Origin of the sequence: Geobacter anodireducens, assembly GCA_001628815.1 — a bacterium.
GTDB lineage: Bacteria > Desulfobacterota > Desulfuromonadia > Geobacterales > Geobacteraceae > Geobacter > Geobacter anodireducens.
This window is the reverse complement of the sequence record CP014963.1, coordinates 3,466,590-3,486,682: the sequence shown is the minus strand read 5'-3', so window position 1 is coordinate 3,486,682 and position 20,093 is coordinate 3,466,590. Positions and strand designations below refer to the sequence as shown.

Sequence of the window (20,093 nt, the reverse complement as noted above, 5' to 3'; positions counted from 1 at the left end):
ATGGAGATGAAACGAGCCGACAAGGTTCATTACGTGGAGCCGTCCCTGCTGGCCGCCGCAGGTGTGGCGGTGCAGGGATTCACCACCCGCCACGAAGGGGTGTCGCGCACCCCCTACAATTCCCTCAACCTGGGTACCGGTACCGCGGACTCCTCCCACAGCGTGGAGGGGAACCGCAGCATCCTGGCCCGGGCCTTCGGCGGCACCGTTGAGCGCCTGGTGACCGTCACCCAGGTCCATGGGACCGACTTGCTGGTCATTGACGCGCCGAACCCCGATTACGGCTACTTCCAACGGCTGGAAGCCGACGGGATCATTACCAACCAGCCCGGTGTGATGATCGGCGTCTGCGTTGCCGACTGCGTGCCGGTGCTCCTGCTGGATCCGGTGAAGGGCGTCGCGGCGGCACTCCACGCGGGGTGGAAGGGAACTGCATCGGGCATCTGCCGCAAGGGGGTGGAGGCCTTTGTCTCCATGTTCGGCTCGGATCCCCGGGACATCCTGGCGGCTGTGGGGCCGGCCATCGGCCCCTGCTGCTACGAGGTGGATACCCCCGTTGCCCAGGCCTTCCGCCAGGGGGGCTGCGAGTGGGACGAGGTCGCCACCCTCAGCGGCGTGGCCCGGTGGCAGCTGGACCTGGCGCGGGCCAACGCGCGGCAACTGGCAGCCTCGGGTATTGCGGAGCGAAATATCGAGACGAGCGGCCAGTGTGTCTGCTGTTCGCCGGAGCAGTTCTTCTCCTACCGTCGCGACAAGGGAGATACTGGTCGGCAGATGGGATTCATCATGCTGAAAGGATAGGGCGGGGCGCCGATGAAGTTTCCCATTTCCGATCAGATCCGGTCAGTCCAGTGCGCTCCCATCTCCGAGGTTAAGAGCTGGCTCGCTCACCGGGAGCCCGACCCGGAGCGCCCGCTGGTGGATCTGTGCCAGGCCGTGCCCGACTATCCGCCGGCCCGTCAATTGACCGACTACCTGGCGGCGCTCCTGGACGATCCGCTGGTGTCGAAATACTCGCCCGACGAGGGGCTCCCCGAGGTGCGCGAAGGGGTGTGCGCCCGCTACGGCCGGGTCTACGGCGCGGCCATGAATCCGGATCAGCTTTGCCTCACCATCGGCGCCAGCCAGGCGTTCTGGCTCGCCATGGTGACCCTCTGCCGCGCCGGGGACGAGGTGATCGTCCCGCTCCCCGCCTACTTCGACCATCCCATGGCCCTGGATATCCTGGGCATCAGGCCGGTCTACCTTCCCTTTGACGAGGAACGGGGCGGGGTGCCTGACCCCGTTGCGGTGGAGCGTCTCATCACCCCGCGCACCAGGGCCATCCTGCTGGTGACCCCCTCCAACCCCACCGGCGTGGTCACGCCGCCGGAAACGATCCAGGAACTCCACGGGTTGGCCCGGCGCCGGGGCATCGCGCTGGTCCTGGACGAAACCTATGCCGACTTCATCCCCGGCGGCGAGCGGCCCCACGATCTTTTCCAGGACCCCTGCTGGGGGGATCACCTGATCCACCTGATGTCCTTCGGCAAGACCTATGCCCTCACGGGGTACCGGGCCGGCTGTCTCGCCGCGTCGAAAGAGTTCATCGGCCACGCCCTTAAGGCCCAGGACACCATGGCGGTCTGCCAGCCGCGCATCACCCAGCATGCCGTGCTCTACGGGGTCAGCCATCTGGACGGCTGGGTGGAAGAGAACCGGCTCATGATGACCCGACGGCACGACCTCTTCCGGTCGCTCTTTACCCGTCCCGGCAATCCGTTCAGCCTCGTGGCGAGCGGCACCTTCTTCGCCTGGGTGCGGCATCCCCTGCAGGAGGGCACCGGCCGGGAGGCTGCCCGCAGGCTGGCCGTGGAAGCCGGCATCATCTGCCTCCCCGGCGAAGTGTTCGGCCCCGGCCTCGAATCCTACCTCCGGCTCGCCTTCGGCAACATCCGCGACGAAGCCATCCCCGGCGCGGTGGAGCGATTCCGCTCGTTTGCCCCCTGAGGTTCTCCTCTTCCGATTTTCATCCGCCTGCCGCGGAACGAAAAAAGCCCCCTGCCGAATGTCATGGCAGGGGGCTTTTGCGCAGAAGCGCTCGCGATTCAGAACTCCTGGGGCATGGCCTTGACCTGGGCCGCGGTGAAGACCGGGCCGTCCTTGCAGACATAGACATTGCCCACGTTGCAGCGGCCGCACTTGCCAAGGCCGCACTTCATCCGGTTCTCCAGGGTCGTGTAGATTGCCGTGTCGGCGAATCCCAGCTTCTCCAGCACGGGAAGGGTGAACTTGATCATGACGGGCGGTCCGCAGACCAGGGCGATGGTGTTGTCCGCGGCCGGCGCTGCCTGCTCCAGGACCGTCGGCACAAAGCCCACCTGTCCGTCCCATGAGGGGGAATTACCCCCCGGATCCACGGTCTTTACCAGGCGTACGTCGCCCCGCTCCTCCCACTCCCTGAGTTCCCGTTTGTAGACGAGATCGGCCTCGGTCCGGGCGCCGTAGACGATGGTGATGTCGCCGAATTTCTCCCGCCAGTCCAGGCACTGCCAGATGAGCGTCCGCAGCGGCGGCAGCGCGATACCTCCGGCCACGAAGACGAGGTTCTTGCCGAAGAACTCTTCGACGGGAAACGAGTTGCCGTAGGGACCGCGCACGCCGATGGTGTCGCCGGGCTCCAGGGATCGCAGTGCTTCCGTGACCCGCCCCACGGCCCGGAAGCAGCACTCGATGTATCCCTGCCGGGTGGGGGCCGAGGCGATGCAGAAGGTGGCCTCGCCGGCGCCGAAGGCCGAGTACTCGGCAAACTGGCCGGCCCTGAAGGTAAAATGCTCCCGCACCCGTTCATCCTGGAACACGAGCCGGAAGGTGCGGATGTCGGGGGTCTCGTCAACGATCTCCTCGATCGTTGCCAGGTGGGGGAGGTAGATATTCTTGTGGTCGCACATGGTGGAGCCCTTTTATCCTTCCGCCAGTTTTGCCGCCAGGTCCGAGAATGCCTGGCCCTTTACCTTGAGCTCCACGGGGCGGTTGTTGTCTCCGAAGCCGATGGTGATCACGCCACCCAGCAGGTGGTTTTCCATTTCCGCGAACAGAACTGCCCTGGGATTGATCAGCAGGTTGCCGGACTGCACGAAGCCGCGCTTCAGCAGGTTGGCCGCGAATTGTTCCTGCTCCGCTCTGGATACCTTCTTAAAGAGCTGTTTCCGGATGGCCGGTCCGTTGAACCAGACATCCATGATCCGGCTGGCATCGGTCACCAGCGGATTGTCCTCCGGCGTGGTCATCTGGACGGCGACAACACGATCGATGTTGATGAAGCGTTCCATGGGGAACTCCTCTTACTTGTTATTGATGTCGTCAATGATCTGGGCGATGTCGATCCCCACCGGACAGGCGCGGATGCACCGTCCGCAGCCGGTGCAGAGGCGCTGGCCGAACTTATCGTGGTAGTACTTGAACTTGTGCATGATCCGGTTGCGGTAGCGATGGGGCTGTACCTCGCGGGGGTTGTGGCCCGACGCATGGTAGGTGAATTTACCGAAACCGCAGGCGTCCCAGTGCTTGCGGCGCGCCCCCTGCTTCTCGCTCCCCTCGTCGCTGATGTCGAAACAGTGGCAGGCGGGGCAAAGAAAGGCACAGGCGCCGCAGCCGGCACAGCGGGCGGCGATCTCTTCCCAGAGGGGGTCCTCGAAATGGGTGTCGAGCCAGGCCTTGATCCGGTCCAGGTCGAGCGGCGCCAGCTGGGGCTCGGCAAGGGGAACAGGCTCGCCGGCATCCGCCTCGGCAAAGAGCCCGGCATGGGCGGTCAGGAGCGCCTCACCCTTGTCGGAAATAACGTCGCAGCGGTAGGTTCCTCCAGCCAGGGGGGTGAGGAAGAGGTCGCTCCCCTTGGTGTCCGCCGGGGAAAGCCCCACCGCCGTGCAGAAACAGGCATCGTCCGCGGTGGTACAGGCAAGGCCTATGATCGTGGTCTTGCGCCGCCGCTCCAGAAAAAATTCGTCCTTGAAGTCCCAGGAGAAGACCGCGTCGAGCACCGGGGCCGCCGCCACGTCGCAGGGGCGGGCGCCGATGAGCACTGTCTCCGGGAAGCGGGCCGGGTCGATGTCGTGCACCCTGGTCCCGGAACTGCTCTTTTCATAGGTCAGGATATTCTCGCACAGGGGGAAAAAGGTCTCCTTGGCGGAACGGCGGGGCAGCTCTCCCAGGGACAGCTCTTCCGCCGAGGCCAGCGGCTCGTACAGGGTCAGGGTGCCCACGGCTTTCGGGCCGATGACCCGTTTGCCCTCGCCCGCGAGCGTATCGATGAGAAGGCGGAGATTCTGATCGGTGATGATTTTCGGCATGGGGGTTCCTGGAGGGGCGGCCCGGTCGGGCGCCCCTGCATGGTTATTTTATGAACGATTGATCGTCGTCTTCCCGGTATTCCGCCAACGGTCCCTTTTCCTTTGCCTGGAAGCCAGCCTCGTGGCCGTAGAGTTCCTTCAGCTCCTTGGCCATCTTGCGATTGAGGAGGTTGAGCGGGATGTCCATGGGGCACGCCCGTTCGCATTCGGCGCAGCCGGCGCAACGGCCGGCCAGGTGCATGGCCCGGACCATGTGCCAGGCCATATTCCCCGCCGGACGCGGCGTGGTCTCCACCGCCTGGGGGCGGTTGCGGTCGCAGAGGCATTGCTCGCAGTAGCAGAAAGGGCAGACCTGGCGGCAGGCGTAGCAGCGGATGCAGCGGGAGAAATGCTCCTTCCAGAACGCCCACCGCTCGGCCGGGGTCATGGCTTCGAGCCGAGCCAGTTCAGCCGCCTCGTGGGGGGTGAAGGCGGGCCTCCGGGGGACGGTCCCCAAGGATACATCGGCCCCTTCGGGGAGCTCTGCGGCGCACTCCCGGCACTTGCGGGCCAGGGTGCTGTCGTCCAGGGGAGCGTTGCCCTGGACCGCCGGACCGTAGACCCCGGCACAGGCCACGCCGATGATGTAGATGTCGTCGCGCTTGAGCTGGTTCTCACCCATGAGGCCGGCCAGGGCCTTCATGTCGCACCCTTTGGCCACCACGGCCAGCGTGCCCTTTTCCCGGACCTCCTTCTTGGCCTTGGTCAGGTAAAGGGCCAGGTTGTTGACGCAGGAGGGGGAAAAAATGAGTTTTTCAGCGTCGGCGGGATCGGTGACGATGGCCGGCACGGCGCTTCCCCTGCGGCGTCCCGCCTGCCAGCCGATCACGGCGGCAGCCGTGCCCGATTCCAGGACCTTTTTGGCTTCCGCCCGCAGGGCGTCGGTGACGGCGTCATAGAGCGCCGTGTCGATGGTATGTGCGGTATTCGTCATGATGAACCCTTGCAAGCTCCGTGGGAGCCGGCTTCAGATGTCGTTGTACGCGGCCTTGAGCTCGGGCGTGTCGATAGCCCCGGACCAGTGTTCCTCGGCTTCCAGTTCCTTGAATTCGGGCATGGGCCCCAGGGCGCGAATCCGTTCGGTCAGCTCGGTAACCACCTCAACCCACTTTCCCCCCTCGGCGGCCGAAACCCAGGAGAACTGGAGCCGCTGAAGATCGACTCCGATGAAGTCCAGGAGTTGGCGAAAAGCGGCGAAGCGGCGCCGGGCGTGGAAGTTGCCGGCCATGTAGTGGCAGTCGCCCGGATGGCAACCCGATACCAGGATGCCGTCTGCCCCTTTCTGGAATGCCCTGAGGATGAAGACCGGATCGATCCGGCCGGTGCAGGGGAACTTGACCACCCGGACGTTGGCGGGATAGTGCATCCGCGAGGTCCCGGCCAGGTCGGCCCCGGCATAGGTACACCAAGTGCAGACAAAGGCGACGACCTTGGGTTCGAAAGCGTGTTTCTCTTTGTGTACGTGCATTAGAGCGCCTCGATCATGGCCATGATCTGCTCGTCGGTGTAGCCATCCAGCTCCACGCTCTTGGATGGGCAGGTGGCCTGGCAGGTGCCGCAGCCGCCGCAGACACCCGGGTTCACGTAGGCCACGACCCGGATCAGGTTCCCCTGGCGGTCGCGGATTTCTTTCTCCTCCACGGCACCGTAAGGGCAGACCTTCTTGCAGTAGAGGCAGGCAACGCAGCGCCGCTCGTCCACCTTGGCCACGATGGGCTCCCGCTCCAGCTCGTCGCGGGCGAAGAGGGTCATGACCTTTGCCGCTGCAGCCGATGCTTGACTGACGGTGTCGGGGATGTCCTTGGGCCCCTGGCAGGCCCCGGCCAGATAGACCCCGGCGGTGGCGCACTCCACGGGCTTGAGCTTGGCATGGGCCTCGGAATAGAAGTTGTAGTTGTCATAGGAGATGCCGAGCTTCTGGGCGAGGGAATCGGCCCCTTCCCGCGCCTGCACGGCGGTGGCGAGCACCACCAGGTCCGCTTCGATCTCCACCTGGACCCCCACGTGGACGTCGCTCCCCATGACCACCACCTTGTCTCCCTTCTGGTAGAGTCGGGAGACCATCCCCCTGATGTAGACCGCCTCTTCTTCCTCGATGGCCCGGCGCCAGAACTCGTCGTAGTTCTTGCCCGGCGTCCGCGCGTCCATGAAGAAGACGTAGGCCTGGCCGTCATGCACCTTGTGCTTGTAGAGCATGGTGTGCTTGGCCGTGTACATGCAGCAGATCTTGGAGCAGTAGGAAATCCCCTTTTCGCGGGCCCGGGAGCCGACGCACTGCACAAAGACCACCTGCTTCGGTTCCTTTCCGTCCGAGGGGCGGACGATCTTGCCCCCCGTGGGGCCCGAGGCGGAGGCAAGCCGCTCGAAGGTGAGCCCGTCGATCACGTCGGGGATGGTGCCGTAGCCGAACTCGCCGTACCCCTCGATGGGGGAGCCGGCCGGCTTGGGGCCGATGTCGTAGAGCGAAAAGCCGGTGGCAACCACGATGGCTCCGGCCGGCTCGACGATGAGCTGGTCCTGCTGTTCGTAGTCCACTGCCCGGGGGCCGCAGACCTTGGCGCAGACACCGCACTTTCCCGACTTGAAATAGGTACAGTTTTCCCGGTCGATGACCGGCGTGTTGGGCACCGCCTGGGGGAAGGGAACGTAGATGGCGGGGCGCATGCCCAGGTTCTTGTCGAAACTGTTCGGGATCTTCTTCTGGGGGCACTTGGCCATGCAGACCCCGCAGCCGGTGCATGTTGACTCGTCCACGGAGCGGGCCTTCTTCCGGATGGTCACCTGGAAGTTGCCGATGTAGCCGTCAACGCTCTCGATCTCGCTGTAGGTGTGGAGGGTGATGTTGGGGTGGTTGGCCACATCCACCATCTTGGGGGTCATGATGCACTGGGAACAGTCCAGGGTGGGGAAGGTCTCGGAGAGCTGGGCCATGTGCCCACCGATGGAGGGCTCACGCTCCACGAGCACCACCTTGTGGTCTGCGTCGGCTATGTCCAGGGCCGCCTGGATGCCGGCGATGCCGCCGCCGATGACCAGCGCCCGCTTGGTAACCGGTACGGTGATCGGCACGAGCCGCCGGTCCTTTTTGACGCGGGCCACCATCATCTCAACGATGGAGATGGCCTTGGCGGTTGCCTCGTCCCGATCCTCGTGGACCCAGGAACAGTGTTCGCGGATGTTGGCCATTTCGCAGAGGAAGGGGTTCAGGCCGGCCGCCTTGGCCGCGGTGCGAAAGGTCTTTTCATGCATCCGGGGAGAGCAGGCCGCCACCACGACACCGTCGAGCCGGTGCTCGGCCACCGCCTTCTTCAATAGGCCCTGCCCCGGATCGGAGCACATGTACTTGTAGTCGGTGGCAAAGGCGACGCCGGGAACCTTGGCCAGTTCCCCGGCCACGCGCTCCACGTCAACGGTGCGGGAGATGTTTTCGCCGCAATGGCAGACAAATACGCCGATTCGGGACATCTAGACCAACCCTTTCTCTTTCAGAAGCGGCAGGGGGTTGACGATCATGCTGTCGAACCCGAGCTTTGCCGGCGCCACCCCCGCTGCCAGGGCCAGGAGCTGGGTCATGTAGAAGACCGGCATGCCGAACCACTGGCCGCTGGCCTCCTCGATCTCCTTCTGGCGGATGTCCAGGTTGCCGTGGCACAGGGGGCAGGCCACCAGGATGCAGTTGGCGCCGGCCGCCTTGGCCGAGGCGAGGATGTCGCCGGAGAGCTTCAGCACCACGCCGGGGCGCGAAAGGGTGAAGTTTGCGCCGCAGCACTCCATCCGGTGGCTCCAGGTGACCGTCTCGGCGCCGGCGGCGCCGATGACCCGCTCCATGATGGTCGGCGCCTCGCAGTCGTCCAGCTCCGGCACCTCGGGCGGCCGGGTCAGCAGGCAGCCGTAGTAGCAGGCCACTTTGAGCCCCTCCAGCGGCTTTCTCACGGCTGCCGCGAGCCGGTCGAGGCCGAAGTCCCTGGCCAGGATTTCCAGGAGATGCTTCACCTTTTTGTCAAAGGAAACCTTCCCGTCGATGGCGTACTCCACCTGCCGGCGCTTTTCTTCGTTGTCCGCCAGCCGGTGCTGGGTCACCTTCAGGCGCGAAAAGCAGGCGGCGCAGGCCACGGCCAGGTCGCCGCCGACCTCATCGGCCAAGGACAGGTTTTTAGCACAGAGGGAGAGGGAGAGGAGCTCGTCCACGTTGTGGGCCGGGGTCGCGCCGCAGCAGAGCCAGTCGGGAACCTCGTGGAGTCCGATCTTCAGCGCCCGGAACAGACCCCGGGTCGACTCGTCGTACTCTTTTGCCGAAGCGTGGAGGGAGCAGCCGGGATAATAGGAATAGTTCAGCAGGTTCTTGGCGGGGGTCACGGGGCTTCACCTTTTTTGCGCAGCGCTTCGATGCGGGCGAAGATGTTCTCGATCTCGGCGATGTTGCGGTTTTTCCGGTGGAACATCCGGAGCTTTCCCTTGGTGATCAGCTTCGGTCCAAGCATCAGGTCCTTGAGGAACTGGCCGCTTTTCACGTTGAAGACCGCGGCCAGCCGCATCTCGTACTGGCGGCCGTAGGTGCGGATGTTTTCGATGAACAGCCGGTTCGCCAGTTGGACCAGGCTTTCCTTGGACGGGCCCTTGGCATCCCACGAACACTTGCGCAGGGCGTCCATGATGGCGGCCAGATCCACCTTGTTGGGGCAGCGGGTGGTGCAGGTCTCGCAGGAGGCACAGTACCAGATGCTGCGTCCCGCCAGCACGCGCTCGTACTGGCCCAGTTGGAGGAATCGGACGATCCGGTTGGGGGGGTGCTCCATGAACGAGCGCATGGGACAGCCGGCCGAACATTTGCCGCACTGGAAACAGCGGCGAACCGAACTGCCCGAGAGGGCTTCGACCTTGCGCACGAAACCGAGATTCATGGTTTCGGTCGAGAGGCGCATCGTGGAGTGCTTCACACTACCTCCTGGTGGCGGGTGGGGCCGCAGGAAAACAGCGACGGTGAACGGGCCAAGATCTGGGGGCGGGAGGAAGGGGGGCTTCCGCGGATGCGGCAGGATGATGCCCCGGCGGACCTTGCCGGATGGCAGCAAGGCCAACAGCCGTTTTATTTTTACTAAACAGGCGCCACTGTCATCAGTGTATTGACGGGCGGGCACCGGAGTGATTTTTAGTCTTGATAAATTGTGCTATCACACGAAAGGCTGCTTTGTCAACGCCAAAGTAAAACGGTGTATGGCGGCGGTGCGATCTGCCGAAAGCTTGTATGTGATCAAAGTGCCGTGAAAATGGTAAGGCCGCTATTGCGTCTGCCATGCAACTCCTTGGCGAGCCGGGGTAAAATGCCGCTTGCAACTGCCCATGAGGACTGGTGAAGGAGAAGCGATACGTGGTGATCATTACGAATCTTAATCGTTTAAGACTGTTATTGCTGGTCAGACCAAGATAGGCGCTCGCCGGTGCCTGGAATCACTGGATGCATGGTAACAAAAAAGAAACAGCTTGTGGAAGCCTCTTTTGACAAGGTGGGCGAAATGGATTACAAGGGGTGGTAATCCTGTTGGTTCCGAGGTTTCTCATCAGCGAGCTTTCCCGATTATACGATTACATGCGTCCCTGCTGGCGCACGTATCTTCTTGGCGCCCTTTGCCTGGTCGGCACGAACGGGTGCGCGCTCCTGATTCCGTGGCTCCTGAAGCTTGCCGTGGAGGGGCTGCGGTCGCCCGGTCAGGCGACCCGCTCTCCGGCTTGGTATGGCGGGGTCATCATCGGCGCAGCACTTGTGCAGGGGGGGATTCGCATTTTCTCGCGCACCAAGCTTTTGCACGCAGCGCGCAGGATTGAGTTCGCCATCCGCGAGGATCTCTTCGCCAAGCTTCTTTCCCTCGACATGCCCTACTTTTCCGGGGAGCGGACCGGCGACCTCATGTCGCGCTTTGCCAACGATCTGACCAATATCCGGATGCTCCTGGGCTTCGGAGTGCTGAACGTCATCAATACGGCTGTCATCTATGGGGCTGCCCTGGTGCTCATGGCGAACATCGACGTGACGCTCACCGTTCTGGCCGTTGCGCCGTTTCCGTTCATGATCCTGGTGGTCAAGGGGCTCACGCGGAGGATGTATCACTGCTCGCGGCGGGCGCAGGAGGAGTTGGCGAAGCTTTCCAGTCAGGCCGAGGAAAATGTCTCCGCAGCCGTCGTGGTGAGGGCCTACCGTCGCGAGGCGGCGGCGGTGGATGCCTTTCGCCGGGCGAGCCTCGACTACTTTGCCAGCAACATGGCCATGGCGCGCCTGCGGGGTCTCATGCTCCCCCTCATGGCGGCCACATCGGCCCTGGGAACCCTGGTGGTGCTTTTTGTGGGCGGAAGCCGCGTCATCGAGGGGATTCTCACCTTGGGCGACTTCGTCGCCTTCAGCGGCTATCTGGCCATGCTCGTCTGGCCCACGGTCATCTTTGGCTGGATCCTCAACCTGATCCAGCGGGGAGGCGCCTCCATGGCCCGCCTGAGCGAGATCTTCGACGCCCGGCCGTTGGTGGTGGACCCGGAGGCGCCGGCGCCGGTCGCTGCGATCCGGGGGGAGATCGAGCTGCGGGGCCTCCGTTTCGGCTACAACGGCGGAGAGGTGTTGCGGGGAGTGTCGCTCTGGGTGCCGGCAGGGGCGCGGGTTGGTATCGTGGGGGGCGTCGGGTCGGGCAAGACGACCCTCGTCCGCCTGCTTGCGCGACTCTATCCCGTTGGTGACGGGCAGGTTTTCATTGATGGGACCGACATCAACCGGATTCCCCTTGAGGTGCTCCGGCGCGGTGTCGGCCTTGTGCCCCAGGAGAGTTTCCTTTTTTCCCGGACGGTCGGGGAAAACATTGCCTGCGGCAGGGACGGGGCCACGGAGGACGAGGTGATGGAGGCGGCGCGACTGGCGAGTCTGGATGGCGATCTGGCCCGTTTCCCCCAAGGGCTTGCCACTGTCGTCGGCGAACGGGGGGTTACCCTGTCGGGGGGGCAGCGGCAACGGGTGGCCATCGCCCGTGCGCTGTTGCGCAACCCTTCCGTCCTGGTGCTCGACGATCCGCTTTCTGCGGTGGATGCCCGGACCGAGGAGGAAATCCTCCGGTCATTGGCCGGGTATTACGGTGATCGGACCGTGGTCATCATCTCCCATCGCCTCTCCGCCGTTCGTGCCTGTGATGTCATTGTGCTGCTCAAAGACGGCGTTATTGCCGAGCAGGGAAGCCATGACGAGCTCGTTGCCCGGGGCGGAGCCTACGCGGCCCTGTGGCACGAGCAGCGGCTGCGCGACGAGATAGCCGGGTTCCGGGAAGATGGCGCGGAAAAGGACGGGGAAAAAGGGGCTTTACAAACGGAAAATGCTGTATTATAGTCGATCGTTCCGGAGAGATGTCCGAGTGGCCGAAGGAGCACGATTGGAAATCGTGTGTACTGCAAGGTACCGAGGGTTCGAATCCCTCTCTCTCCGCCATGAACAAATCCATGCCCCCTGGGCTAGCCTTCATATCCGCGCTGTCCGGGCGCTCCGATCCGGTGGCCGGACCCCCTTTGCGGGCAGAGCTGATAGCTGGGTCCCGCGCAACGGTAGGTTATGAACCCCGCCAGATCCGGAAGGAAGCAACGGTAGTAGCTGATTCCGTGTGCCGCGGGGGAGCCCAGCTATCAGTTGTGCCCGCAAAATCCCCGATGTGCCCCTTCCCCTTCGCAAGCGCACGAACCGAACCCGTAGTGAGGTGTTGACCCGTGTCCTATCTCGTTCTCGCACGAAAGTGGCGTCCCCAGACCTTCAGCGACCTCACGGGACAGGAGCACGTCAGCCGAACCCTCCAGAATGCCATTGATTCCGGCAGGATCGCCCACGCGTTCCTCTTCACCGGGGCCCGCGGCGTCGGCAAGACCTCGTCGGCCCGGATCCTGCTAAGGCCCTCAACTGCGAACAGGGCATGAGTCCCGAGCCGTGCAACGTCTGTCCCGCCTGCACCGAGATCACGGCCGGAACCTCGATCGACGTTCTTGAGATTGACGGCGCCTCCAACACTGGTGTCGACGACATTCGCGAACTGCGGGAGAACGTCAAGTACCTTCCGTCGCGGTTGCGCTACAAGATCTTCATCATTGACGAAGTGCACATGCTCTCCACCAACGCCTTCAACGCCCTGTTGAAGACCCTGGAGGAGCCACCGCCCCACGTGAAGTTCATCTTCGCCACCACCGAGCCCCACAAGCTTCCCATCACCATTCTTTCACGCTGCCAACGCTTCGATTTCCGGCGGATTCCTCTTGCAAAGGTGGTGGCCCGACTGCGCTACATCGTCGACCGCGAGGGGATCACCATCAGCGATGAGTCCCTTGCCGTGGTGGCGCGCAAGGGAGACGGCAGCATGCGCGACTCCCTGTCGGTCCTGGACCAGGTGCTGGCCTTCTGTGGCGAGACGGTGAACGATGATGACGTGGTGAGCCTTCTGGGCGTCGTGGACCGGCGCCTGCTGCTGGAGGCGTCGGCCGCAGTCCTTGGCCGTGATACGCGCAGTGCGCTCGGGGTGGTTGCCCGGGTGGACGAATTCGGTTACAACATGCGTCAGTTCTGCGGCGAACTTATCGACCATTTCCGCAATCTGACCATTTTGAGGGCCGTGGGCGATGCGGGAGACCTGCTCGACCTCTCCGAGGCGGAGCTCCAGTCGGTTCGCGAGCAGGCCTCTTCGGCCCCGCTGGAGGATCTGCAGCGGCACGTGACAATCCTCCTGCGGGCCGACGGCGAGATCGCTCACTCGGGCTACCCCCGGCTGGTCCTGGAGATGGCGCTGGTTCGAATGGCGACGCTGGCGCCCTTGGTGCCGGTGGGTGAACTGCTGGACAGGCTCGGCAGAATCGAGGAACGGGGCAGCGGTGTTGCGGCCGACGCCCGGGCGTCATGGCGCCCCTCACCCCCGCCGGAAGCCGGGGTGGCCCCTGTGCCGACGCGTCCGGCACCCTCTGCCCCGGTCGAACAACGACCCCGCTCCGCTCCTGCCGGGGCTGAGGCGAAGCCGGCTCCGCCCCGCAATGGCGCACCCACTCCGGAGCCTCAACGAACCGGGGATGAGTGGGCCGATTTCGTCGCATTCGTCAAGGGTGCCAAGCCCCGGATCGGCACATCGCTGGAGTACGGCAGTCCGCTGCACATTGCCGCCGACCGCCTTGAGATCGGTTTTCCGGAAAACTCCTTTGCCCTGTCGAGTCTCCGGGACGGCGATGCGCAAGCATCTCTCAAGGCCTTGGCGGAGCGCTTCTTTTCGACGCCCATGACGGTTGCCCTCAAGGTGTTGACCGGTGAAGGCCATGCGCCTCCCAACCTGCTTGAAAAAAAAAGAGCTGAAGACGAGCAGCGCCGCACCGGCCTGAAGCGGTCGGCGGAATCCCACCCGGCGGTATCCTCGGCCCTTGAGGTCTTTGACGGAACACTCGCAGAGGTTACCCCGCTGGGGACACGGGGCAAGCTATAACCATGTTTTAGTTTCAACAAAAGTAATTGAGTGAGAGTAAATTTACATCACAGTAACAATGGAGGGGAAGATGTCCAAGGGTTTGGCCGGAATCATGAAACAGGCGCAGATGATGCAGCAAAAAATGGCGAAACTTCAAGAAGAAGCCGCGAATCGGACCGCGGAGGCCACCGCGGGTGGCGGTGCGGTCACCGCGGTGGTGAGTGGCAAGAACCAGATTATTTCCCTGGTGATCAAGCCCGAGGCAGTCGATCCGGAAGATGTGGAAATGCTTCAGGATCTGGTCATGGCAGCCGTAAATGAGGCGCTCAAGAAGGTTCAGTCCCAGTTTGCCGAGGAAATGAGCAAGGTCACGGGTGGACTCAGTATTCCCGGCCTGTTCTAAGGCACGGTGTATCGCAAACTTGATTTGCTGTTCGTTTCCGGGAAAGATCGGATGCCGGGCAGGTGTTCGACGGAGAAATTTCTCTCTGGATATAAGAGTCTGCAATCAATAATTTAGCCGAGATTTTATTTCGGCTAAATTTTTATTATTAATGTAATAAAAAAATGTTTTAAATGGCGGATAAAGTATGGTACATTTTTCAGACTCATTGTCACGGTTGCTCGCGGAACTGCAGAAGCTGCCGGGAGTTGGCGAGAAAACCGCCCTGCGCCTCGCCTTTCATCTTTTGAAATCCCCCGACAATGCCGCTGCCCTGGCTGACAGTCTTCGGGACGTCATGTCCCGGGTGCGGTTCTGTTCCGTCTGCTTCGGCATTACCGAGGACGATCCTTGCCGGTTCTGCTCCGAGGCCCGCGACGATGGTGCCATCTGCGTCGTCGAGGAACCCCAGGACCTTCTGGCCGTTGAGCGGACCCGGGCGTTCCGGGGACGCTATCATGTGCTCCAGGGAGCGCTGTCCCCGCTCAACGGTGTTACCCCCGACCGGCTCCGCGTGGCGGAGCTCATGAAGCGGCTGGAGGGGGGAGGGGTCCGGGAGGTGGTGATCGCCACCAACTTCTCGGTGGAGGGCGAAGCAACGGCCCTCTATCTGGCCAGGATGATCAAGCCCCTGGGGGTCCGGGTGACACGGCTCGCCCACGGGATACCGCTCGGCAGCGACCTGGAGTTCGTGGATGCGGCCACGGTGCAGCGGGCGCTGGAAGGGCGGAGCGAGCTGTAACCGACGTTGTACTAATTCAACGCGCAGATTTCGGGCTGTACGTACCTATCGCAGAGGAGGAGAGCATGAGTCGCAAAATGGTAACCATCGACGGCAATACCGCGGCTGCCCACGTGGCGCACGCCACCAACGAGGTCATTGCCATCTACCCCATTACCCCGTCGTCGGTCATGGGTGAGATTTCCGACATCAAGAGCGCCATGGGCGAGAGGAACATCTGGGGAACCGTACCGTCGGTTGTCGAGATGCAGTCGGAAGGCGGCGCTGCCGGCGCCGTGCACGGCGCCCTCCAGGCGGGCGCCCTGACCACCACCTTCACCGCCAGCCAGGGCCTGCTCCTGATGATCCCGAACATGTTCAAGATCGCCGGCGAGCTCACCTCCACGGTATTCCACGTCTCGGCACGCGCCATTGCGGCCCAGGCCCTCTCCATCTTCGGCGACCATTCGGACGTCATGTCCTGCCGCTCCACCGGCTGGGCCATGCTCTGCTCCAACAACTCCCAGGAGGTCATGGACTTCGCCCTGATCGCCCAGTCCGCGACGCTTCGCTCCCGGGTGCCGTTCCTTCACTTCTTCGACGGGTTTCGCACCTCCCACGAGGTTCTCAAGGTGGAGGAGCTGACCTTCGACGACATGCGCGCCATGCTGGACGACGAGTTGATCGCCGCCCACAAGGCCCGGGGCCTCTCTCCGGACCATCCCGTCATGCGCGGCACCGCCCAGAACCCCGATGTCTACTTCCAGGGGCGCGAGACCGTTAACCCCTTCTACCCGAAATGTATCGAGATCGTAGCAGAGGAGATGGACAAGTTCGCCAAGATCACGGGCCGCCAGTACAAGCTGGTGGACTACGTGGGCGCCCCCGACGCCGACCGGGTCATCGTCATCATGGGCTCCGGCGCCGACACGGTGCAGGAGACCGTGGAGCACCTGAACTCCAAGGGTGAGAAGATCGGCGTGGTGAAGGTCCACCTCTACCGGCCGTTCCCCATCGACGCGTTCATTGCCGCCCTGCCCAAGACCGTGAAGAAGATCGCGGTCCTCGACCGGACCAAGGAGCCCGGCGCCCTGGGCGAGCCCCTCTACCTGGATGTCCGCACTGCCATCGGCGAGGCCATGGCCGACGGGAAGTGCCAGTTCGACGGCTACCCGGTCATCGTGGGCGGCCGCTACGGCCTCGGCTCCAAGGAATTCACCCCGGCCCAGGCCAAGGCGGTGTTCGATAACCTGGCCACTGCCAAGCCGAAGAACAAGTTCGTGGTCGGCATCACCGAGGACGTGACCAACAGCAGCCTCCCCCTCGACCCGTCCTTCTTCAACCCGATGGAAGGGGCCTACCAGGCCATGTTCTTCGGCCTCGGCTCCGACGGTACCGTGGGCGCCAACAAAAACTCCATCAAGATCATTGGCGAGATGACCGACAACAACGCCCAGGCCTACTTCGTCTACGACTCCAAGAAGGCCGGCTCCATGACCACCTCGCACCTGCGCTTCGGCAAGAAGTACATCCGGGCGCCGTATCTGGTGCAGGAGGCCGACTTCGTGGCCTGCCACAACTTCGCCTTCGTGGAGAAGTACGACATGCTGGCCAAGGCGAAGCAGGGTGCCACGTTCCTCCTGAACGCCCCTTACGACCACAACGAGGTGTGGGACAGGCTCCCCGCCGACATGCAGCAGCAGATCATCGACAAGAAGCTCAAGTTCTTCGTGATCGACGGCGTGCGCCTCGGCAACGAGATCGGACTCGGTCCCCGGATCAACGTGATCATGCAGACCGCCTTCTTCAAGATATCCAACATCATCCCGCTGGATCAGGCCATCGACGAGATCAAGGACGCCATCAAGAAGACCTACGGCAAGGCGGGTGAGAAGGTTGTGGAGATGAACTACAAGGCGGTTGAGGCCGGCCTCAACAACTTCTACGAGGTGACGGTGCCGGCAACGGCCACCAGCACCCTCCAGAAGCCCCCCGTGGTCAGCGCCAAGGCCCCTCAGTTCGTGCAGGAGACCACCGCACCGATTATCGCCGGCCTCGGCGACGACCTGCCGGTTTCCAAGATGCCGGCTGACGGCACCTTCCCGACAGCGACCTCCCAGTTCGAGAAGCGGAACATCGCCGTGGAGATCCCCGTGTGGGATGAGCAGCTCTGCATTCAGTGCGGCATCTGCTCCTTCGTCTGCCCCCACGCCTCCATCAGGATGAAGGCCTATGACGCCTCGGCCCTTGCCGGCGCGCCGGCAGCCTTCAAGTCCATCGACTGCAAGATTCCCGAGTTCAAGGGGCAGAAGTTCACCATCCAGGTGGCCCCTGAAGACTGCACCGGCTGCGGCGCCTGCGTCCACAACTGCCCGGCCAAGAGCAAGGAAGACCCGAACCACAAGGCCATCAACATGGCATACCAGCCGCCCCTGCGCGCTCAAGAAGTCGAGAACTGGGACTTCTTCCTCACCATCCCGGACGTGGACCCCACCGTGGCCAAGCTGGACACGGTCCGCGGCTCCCAGTTGGTGCGGCCGCTGTTCGAATTCTCCGGCGCCTGCCTCGGTTGCGGCGAGACCCCGTACCTGAAGCTCCTGACCCAGCTCTTCGGCGACCGGACCGTCATTGCCAACGCCACCGGCTGCTCCTCCATCTACGGCGGAAACCTGCCCACCACCCCCTATGCCCAGCGGTCCGACGGGCTTGGGCCGGCATGGTCGAACTCCCTGTTCGAGGACAACGCCGAGTTCGGCTACGGCATGCGTCTGGCCGTGGATAAATTCAACGCCATGGCCCTTGAGCTGGTCGACAAGCTTTCGTCTTCCTGCTCCTGCTCTTCCTGCACGAGCGCGGTGCCCCTCATGAACGAGATCAAGGGCGCCGACCAGTCGAGCCAGGCCGGCATCGAGGCCCAGCGGGCCCGGGTGGCGGAGCTGAAGAAGACCCTTGCTTCTTGTCCCGAGCCGGATGCCAAGCGCCTGCTCACCGTGGCCGACTACCTGGTCAAGAAGTCCGTCTGGTGCATCGGCGGCGACGGCTGGGCGTACGATATCGGCTACGGCGGCCTCGACCACGTCATCGCCAGCGGCAAGAACATCAACCTGCTGGTGCTCGACACCGAGGTCTACTCCAACACCGGCGGCCAGGCTTCCAAGTCGACCCCGCTGGGCGCCGTGGCCCAGTTCGCCGCCGGCGGCAAGCCGGTCTCCAAGAAGGACCTGGGCATGATGGCCATGGCCTACGGGTCGGTCTACGTGGCCACCGTCTCCCTCGCCAACCCGGCCCAGTGCATCAAGGCGTTTCTGGAGGCCGAGGCCTATGACGGTCCGTCGCTCATCATCGCCTATGCCCACTGCATCGCCCACGGCATCGACATGACCAGCGGCGTGGATGCCCAGAAGCGGGCGGTTCAGTCCGGTTACTGGCCCCTCTACCGCTACAACCCGCAACTGGCCGCCGAGTGCAAGAACCCGCTTCAGCTCGACAGCAAGGCCCCGACCATCGCCTTTGAAGAGTACGTCAACAGCGAGAACCGCTACCGTGTCCTCAAGAAGAACAACCCGAAAGGGTACGAGGAACTCATGAGAAAAGCGGCGGCATGGTCCAAGGCCCACTTCAGCTACTACCAGAAGCTGGCGGCCCTCAACTTCGAGGATACCTGCGAGAAGTAGCAGTTGACCCATAACAGCCAGAAGGCCCCGACGGATGAACTCGTCGGGGCCTTTGTTTTTGGGGATGGGGCGGACGGTGAGGCCCCTCTTCCGGGAGGAAGCTCTCGACTGATTTGGCCCTGATGTTGCATTGTAAACGGTTGCTGCCGGGCAAGCGGCGCGTGAAAGGACGATCAGCGTCACGTGGCCCGTTAGAATCCTTGTGTGAGTGTCAAATTTTTGTTATAACGGGCCGTCATTCCACAACCCGGTCGAGGAGTGTTTCATGTCCTATCCTCAGATGGTCATGTACGACGAGGAGTTCAAGCTGATCAATGCGATCATTGAGAAACTCCTCCGGGAGGCCAACGCCAAGGTCATCTTTCTGGTCGACAAAAACGGCCAGCTCATCTCGGGAGTGGGGGAGACCGAGCGGTTCGACACCACCTCGCTTGCTTCGCTCACGGCGGGCAACATCGCGGCCACGGGCGGCCTGGCCAAGCTGATCGGCGAAAAGGAATTCTCCATCCTCTTCCACGAAGGGGAAAAGGACAATCTTCACATCTCCATCGTCGGGGGCCGGGTGATTCTGGTGGTGCTGTTCGACAACCGCTCGTCCCTGGGACTCGTCCGGCTGAGGGTGAAGAAGGCGTCGGACGAACTGACCACCGTGTTCGACCGACTCATGAAAAAGGCCGAGGAAAAGGAGCGGAGCGGTATCCAGGAGTTTCCCTTCGCCGAGATCACCGATGACGACATCGACAATCTTTTCAGCTAGCGGCGGGGGTATGGCGCAATGTCTTTCATCAACTACGCTTCGCGAGAGATAAACTGCAAAATTGTCTATTACGGCCCCGGCCTGTGCGGCAAGACCACCAATCTTCAGTACGTCTACCAGAAGACCGCTCCAGAGGCCAAGGGGAAGATGATCAGTCTCGCCACCGAGACCGAGCGGACCCTGTTCTTCGACTTCCTTCCCCTGGCCCTGGGCGAGATCAGAGGGTTCAAGACCCGTTTCCACCTCTATACGGTGCCGGGACAGGTCTTTTACGATGCCTCCCGCAAGTTGATTCTCAAGGGGGTTGACGGGGTGGTTTTCGTGGCCGATTCCCAAGAGGAGCGGATGGATGCCAATATCGAGTCCCTGGAGAACCTGGCGTTTAACCTGAAGGAACAGGGGTACGACCTGGAGAAGATCCCTTTTGTGATCCAGTACAACAAGCGGGATCTCCCCGGCATAGTGCCGGTTGAGGAGTTGCGCCGGGAACTCAATCACCGGAACGTGCCCGACTTCGAGGCATGCGCAGCCACCGGCGAAGGGGTGTTCGAGACCCTCAAGGCCGTGGCCAAACTGATCCTCATCGATCTCAAGAAGGGGCGCTGAAGCCTCGCGACTGGCAATCAACCGGCAAATAACCACGAAAAGTCCAGGGGTTTCCTTGGGCTTTTTTCGTT

Annotated in this window: 16 protein-coding genes, 1 tRNA gene, 1 other RNA gene and 1 pseudogene; 11 read left to right on the top strand and 8 right to left on the bottom strand. The window is 63.0% G+C overall.

Annotated elements, in window-relative coordinates; all coding sequences use genetic code 11:
• Positions 1–801 (top strand): laccase, encoded by an 801-nt coding sequence (locus tag A2G06_16025; GenBank protein ID ANA41490.1) that lies wholly within the window; start codon positions 1–3, stop codon positions 799–801.
• Positions 802–813: 12 nt separating this feature from the next.
• A complete protein-coding gene (locus A2G06_16020) occupies positions 814–1,989 on the top strand; it encodes an aminotransferase class I and II (GenBank protein ANA41489.1) in 1,176 nt (391 codons plus the stop codon).
• 98 nt (positions 1,990–2,087) lie between these two features.
• Here the strand turns inward: A2G06_16020 and A2G06_16015 are convergent, their stop codons facing one another.
• The 8 genes from A2G06_16015 to A2G06_15980 are packed head-to-tail and all read right to left on the bottom strand — an operon-like array spanning position 2,088 to position 9,304.
• The gene (locus A2G06_16015) at positions 2,088–2,930 is read right to left on the bottom strand and encodes a heterodisulfide reductase subunit F (protein ID ANA41488.1); all 843 of its coding nucleotides are present in this window, start codon (positions 2,928–2,930) and stop codon (positions 2,088–2,090) included.
• Positions 2,931–2,942: 12 nt separating this feature from the next.
• Positions 2,943–3,311 (bottom strand): hypothetical protein, encoded by a 369-nt coding sequence (locus A2G06_16010; GenBank protein ANA41487.1) that lies wholly within the window; start codon positions 3,309–3,311, stop codon positions 2,943–2,945.
• Between the two features lie 12 nt (positions 3,312–3,323).
• The gene (locus A2G06_16005; protein ID ANA41486.1) at positions 3,324–4,328 is read right to left on the bottom strand and encodes a heterodisulfide reductase subunit A; all 1,005 of its coding nucleotides are present in this window, start codon (positions 4,326–4,328) and stop codon (positions 3,324–3,326) included.
• A 43-nt stretch (positions 4,329–4,371) separates the two neighbouring features.
• The gene (locus A2G06_16000) at positions 4,372–5,301 is read right to left on the bottom strand and encodes a Fe-S oxidoreductase (protein ID ANA41485.1); all 930 of its coding nucleotides are present in this window, start codon (positions 5,299–5,301) and stop codon (positions 4,372–4,374) included.
• A gap of 33 nt (positions 5,302–5,334) precedes the next feature.
• On the bottom strand, positions 5,335–5,835 hold the full coding sequence (locus A2G06_15995) for a heterodisulfide reductase subunit D (GenBank protein ID ANA41484.1): 501 nt from the start codon (positions 5,833–5,835) through the stop codon (positions 5,335–5,337).
• Entirely contained in the window at positions 5,835–7,832 is a 1,998-nt protein-coding gene (locus A2G06_15990; protein ANA41483.1) for a disulfide reductase, read from the bottom strand. The genes A2G06_15995 and A2G06_15990 overlap by 1 nt, the downstream gene beginning before the upstream one ends.
• Entirely contained in the window at positions 7,833–8,723 is an 891-nt protein-coding gene (locus A2G06_15985) for a heterodisulfide reductase subunit B (protein ANA41482.1), read from the bottom strand.
• Positions 8,720–9,304 (bottom strand): heterodisulfide reductase subunit C, encoded by a 585-nt coding sequence (locus tag A2G06_15980; GenBank protein ID ANA41481.1) that lies wholly within the window; start codon positions 9,302–9,304, stop codon positions 8,720–8,722. The genes A2G06_15985 and A2G06_15980 overlap by 4 nt, the downstream gene beginning before the upstream one ends.
• A gap of 650 nt (positions 9,305–9,954) precedes the next feature.
• Here A2G06_15980 and A2G06_15975 point away from each other — a divergent pair.
• The 9 genes and pseudogenes from A2G06_15975 (at position 9,955) to A2G06_15935 (ending at position 20,022) form a co-directional block, all read left to right on the top strand.
• The gene (locus A2G06_15975; GenBank protein ANA41721.1) at positions 9,955–11,727 is read left to right on the top strand and encodes an ABC transporter ATP-binding protein; all 1,773 of its coding nucleotides are present in this window, start codon (positions 9,955–9,957) and stop codon (positions 11,725–11,727) included.
• Positions 11,728–11,738: 11 nt separating this feature from the next.
• Positions 11,739–11,826: transfer RNA gene (locus tag A2G06_15970), tRNA-Ser, on the top strand.
• 94 nt (positions 11,827–11,920) lie between these two features.
• An RNA gene (gene ffs / locus A2G06_15965) (signal recognition particle sRNA small type) lies at positions 11,921–12,019 on the top strand.
• Positions 12,020–12,098: 79 nt separating this feature from the next.
• Positions 12,099–13,840, top strand: a pseudogene (locus A2G06_15960) (DNA polymerase III subunit gamma/tau).
• A 70-nt stretch (positions 13,841–13,910) separates the two neighbouring features.
• Positions 13,911–14,225: a nucleoid-associated protein gene (locus A2G06_15955; GenBank protein ID ANA41480.1), complete on the top strand. Its 315-nt coding sequence runs from the start codon at positions 13,911–13,913 to the stop codon at positions 14,223–14,225.
• 187 nt (positions 14,226–14,412) lie between these two features.
• Positions 14,413–15,006, top strand: a complete 594-nt coding sequence (locus A2G06_15950; protein ID ANA41479.1) for a recombination protein RecR — start codon at positions 14,413–14,415, stop codon at positions 15,004–15,006.
• A gap of 65 nt (positions 15,007–15,071) precedes the next feature.
• Positions 15,072–18,659 (top strand): pyruvate:ferredoxin (flavodoxin) oxidoreductase, encoded by a 3,588-nt coding sequence (locus tag A2G06_15945; GenBank protein ID ANA41478.1) that lies wholly within the window; start codon positions 15,072–15,074, stop codon positions 18,657–18,659.
• A gap of 265 nt (positions 18,660–18,924) precedes the next feature.
• Positions 18,925–19,416, top strand: a complete 492-nt coding sequence (locus A2G06_15940) for a dynein regulation protein LC7 (protein ID ANA41477.1) — start codon at positions 18,925–18,927, stop codon at positions 19,414–19,416.
• Positions 19,417–19,434: 18 nt separating this feature from the next.
• Positions 19,435–20,022, top strand: a complete 588-nt coding sequence (locus A2G06_15935) for a gliding-motility protein MglA (GenBank protein ID ANA41476.1) — start codon at positions 19,435–19,437, stop codon at positions 20,020–20,022.
• Positions 20,023–20,093: the final 71 nt, after the last annotated feature.

What these genes read in the sequence shown, in the direction of transcription:
- A2G06_16000 (ANA41485.1), bottom strand. Translation starts at nt 5,301, where the DNA reads ATGACGAATACCGCACATACCATCGACACGGCGCTCTATGACGCCGTC.
- A2G06_15990 (ANA41483.1), bottom strand. Translation starts at nt 7,832, where the DNA reads ATGTCCCGAATCGGCGTATTTGTCTGCCATTGCGGCGAAAACATCTCC.
- A2G06_15935 (ANA41476.1), top strand. Translation starts at nt 19,435, where the DNA reads ATGTCTTTCATCAACTACGCTTCGCGAGAGATAAACTGCAAAATTGTC.
- A2G06_15945 (ANA41478.1), top strand. Translation starts at nt 15,072, where the DNA reads ATGAGTCGCAAAATGGTAACCATCGACGGCAATACCGCGGCTGCCCAC.
- A2G06_16015 (ANA41488.1), bottom strand. Translation starts at nt 2,930, where the DNA reads ATGTGCGACCACAAGAATATCTACCTCCCCCACCTGGCAACGATCGAG.
- A2G06_15950 (ANA41479.1), top strand. Translation starts at nt 14,413, where the DNA reads ATGGTACATTTTTCAGACTCATTGTCACGGTTGCTCGCGGAACTGCAG.
- A2G06_16020 (ANA41489.1), top strand. Translation starts at nt 814, where the DNA reads ATGAAGTTTCCCATTTCCGATCAGATCCGGTCAGTCCAGTGCGCTCCC.
- A2G06_16025 (ANA41490.1), top strand. Translation starts at nt 1, where the DNA reads ATGGAGATGAAACGAGCCGACAAGGTTCATTACGTGGAGCCGTCCCTG.
- A2G06_15975 (ANA41721.1), top strand. Translation starts at nt 9,955, where the DNA reads ATGCGTCCCTGCTGGCGCACGTATCTTCTTGGCGCCCTTTGCCTGGTC.
- A2G06_15995 (ANA41484.1), bottom strand. Translation starts at nt 5,835, where the DNA reads ATGCACGTACACAAAGAGAAACACGCTTTCGAACCCAAGGTCGTCGCC.
- A2G06_16005 (ANA41486.1), bottom strand. Translation starts at nt 4,328, where the DNA reads ATGCCGAAAATCATCACCGATCAGAATCTCCGCCTTCTCATCGATACG.
- A2G06_16010 (ANA41487.1), bottom strand. Translation starts at nt 3,311, where the DNA reads ATGGAACGCTTCATCAACATCGATCGTGTTGTCGCCGTCCAGATGACC.
- A2G06_15940 (ANA41477.1), top strand. Translation starts at nt 18,925, where the DNA reads ATGTCCTATCCTCAGATGGTCATGTACGACGAGGAGTTCAAGCTGATC.
- A2G06_15955 (ANA41480.1), top strand. Translation starts at nt 13,911, where the DNA reads ATGTCCAAGGGTTTGGCCGGAATCATGAAACAGGCGCAGATGATGCAG.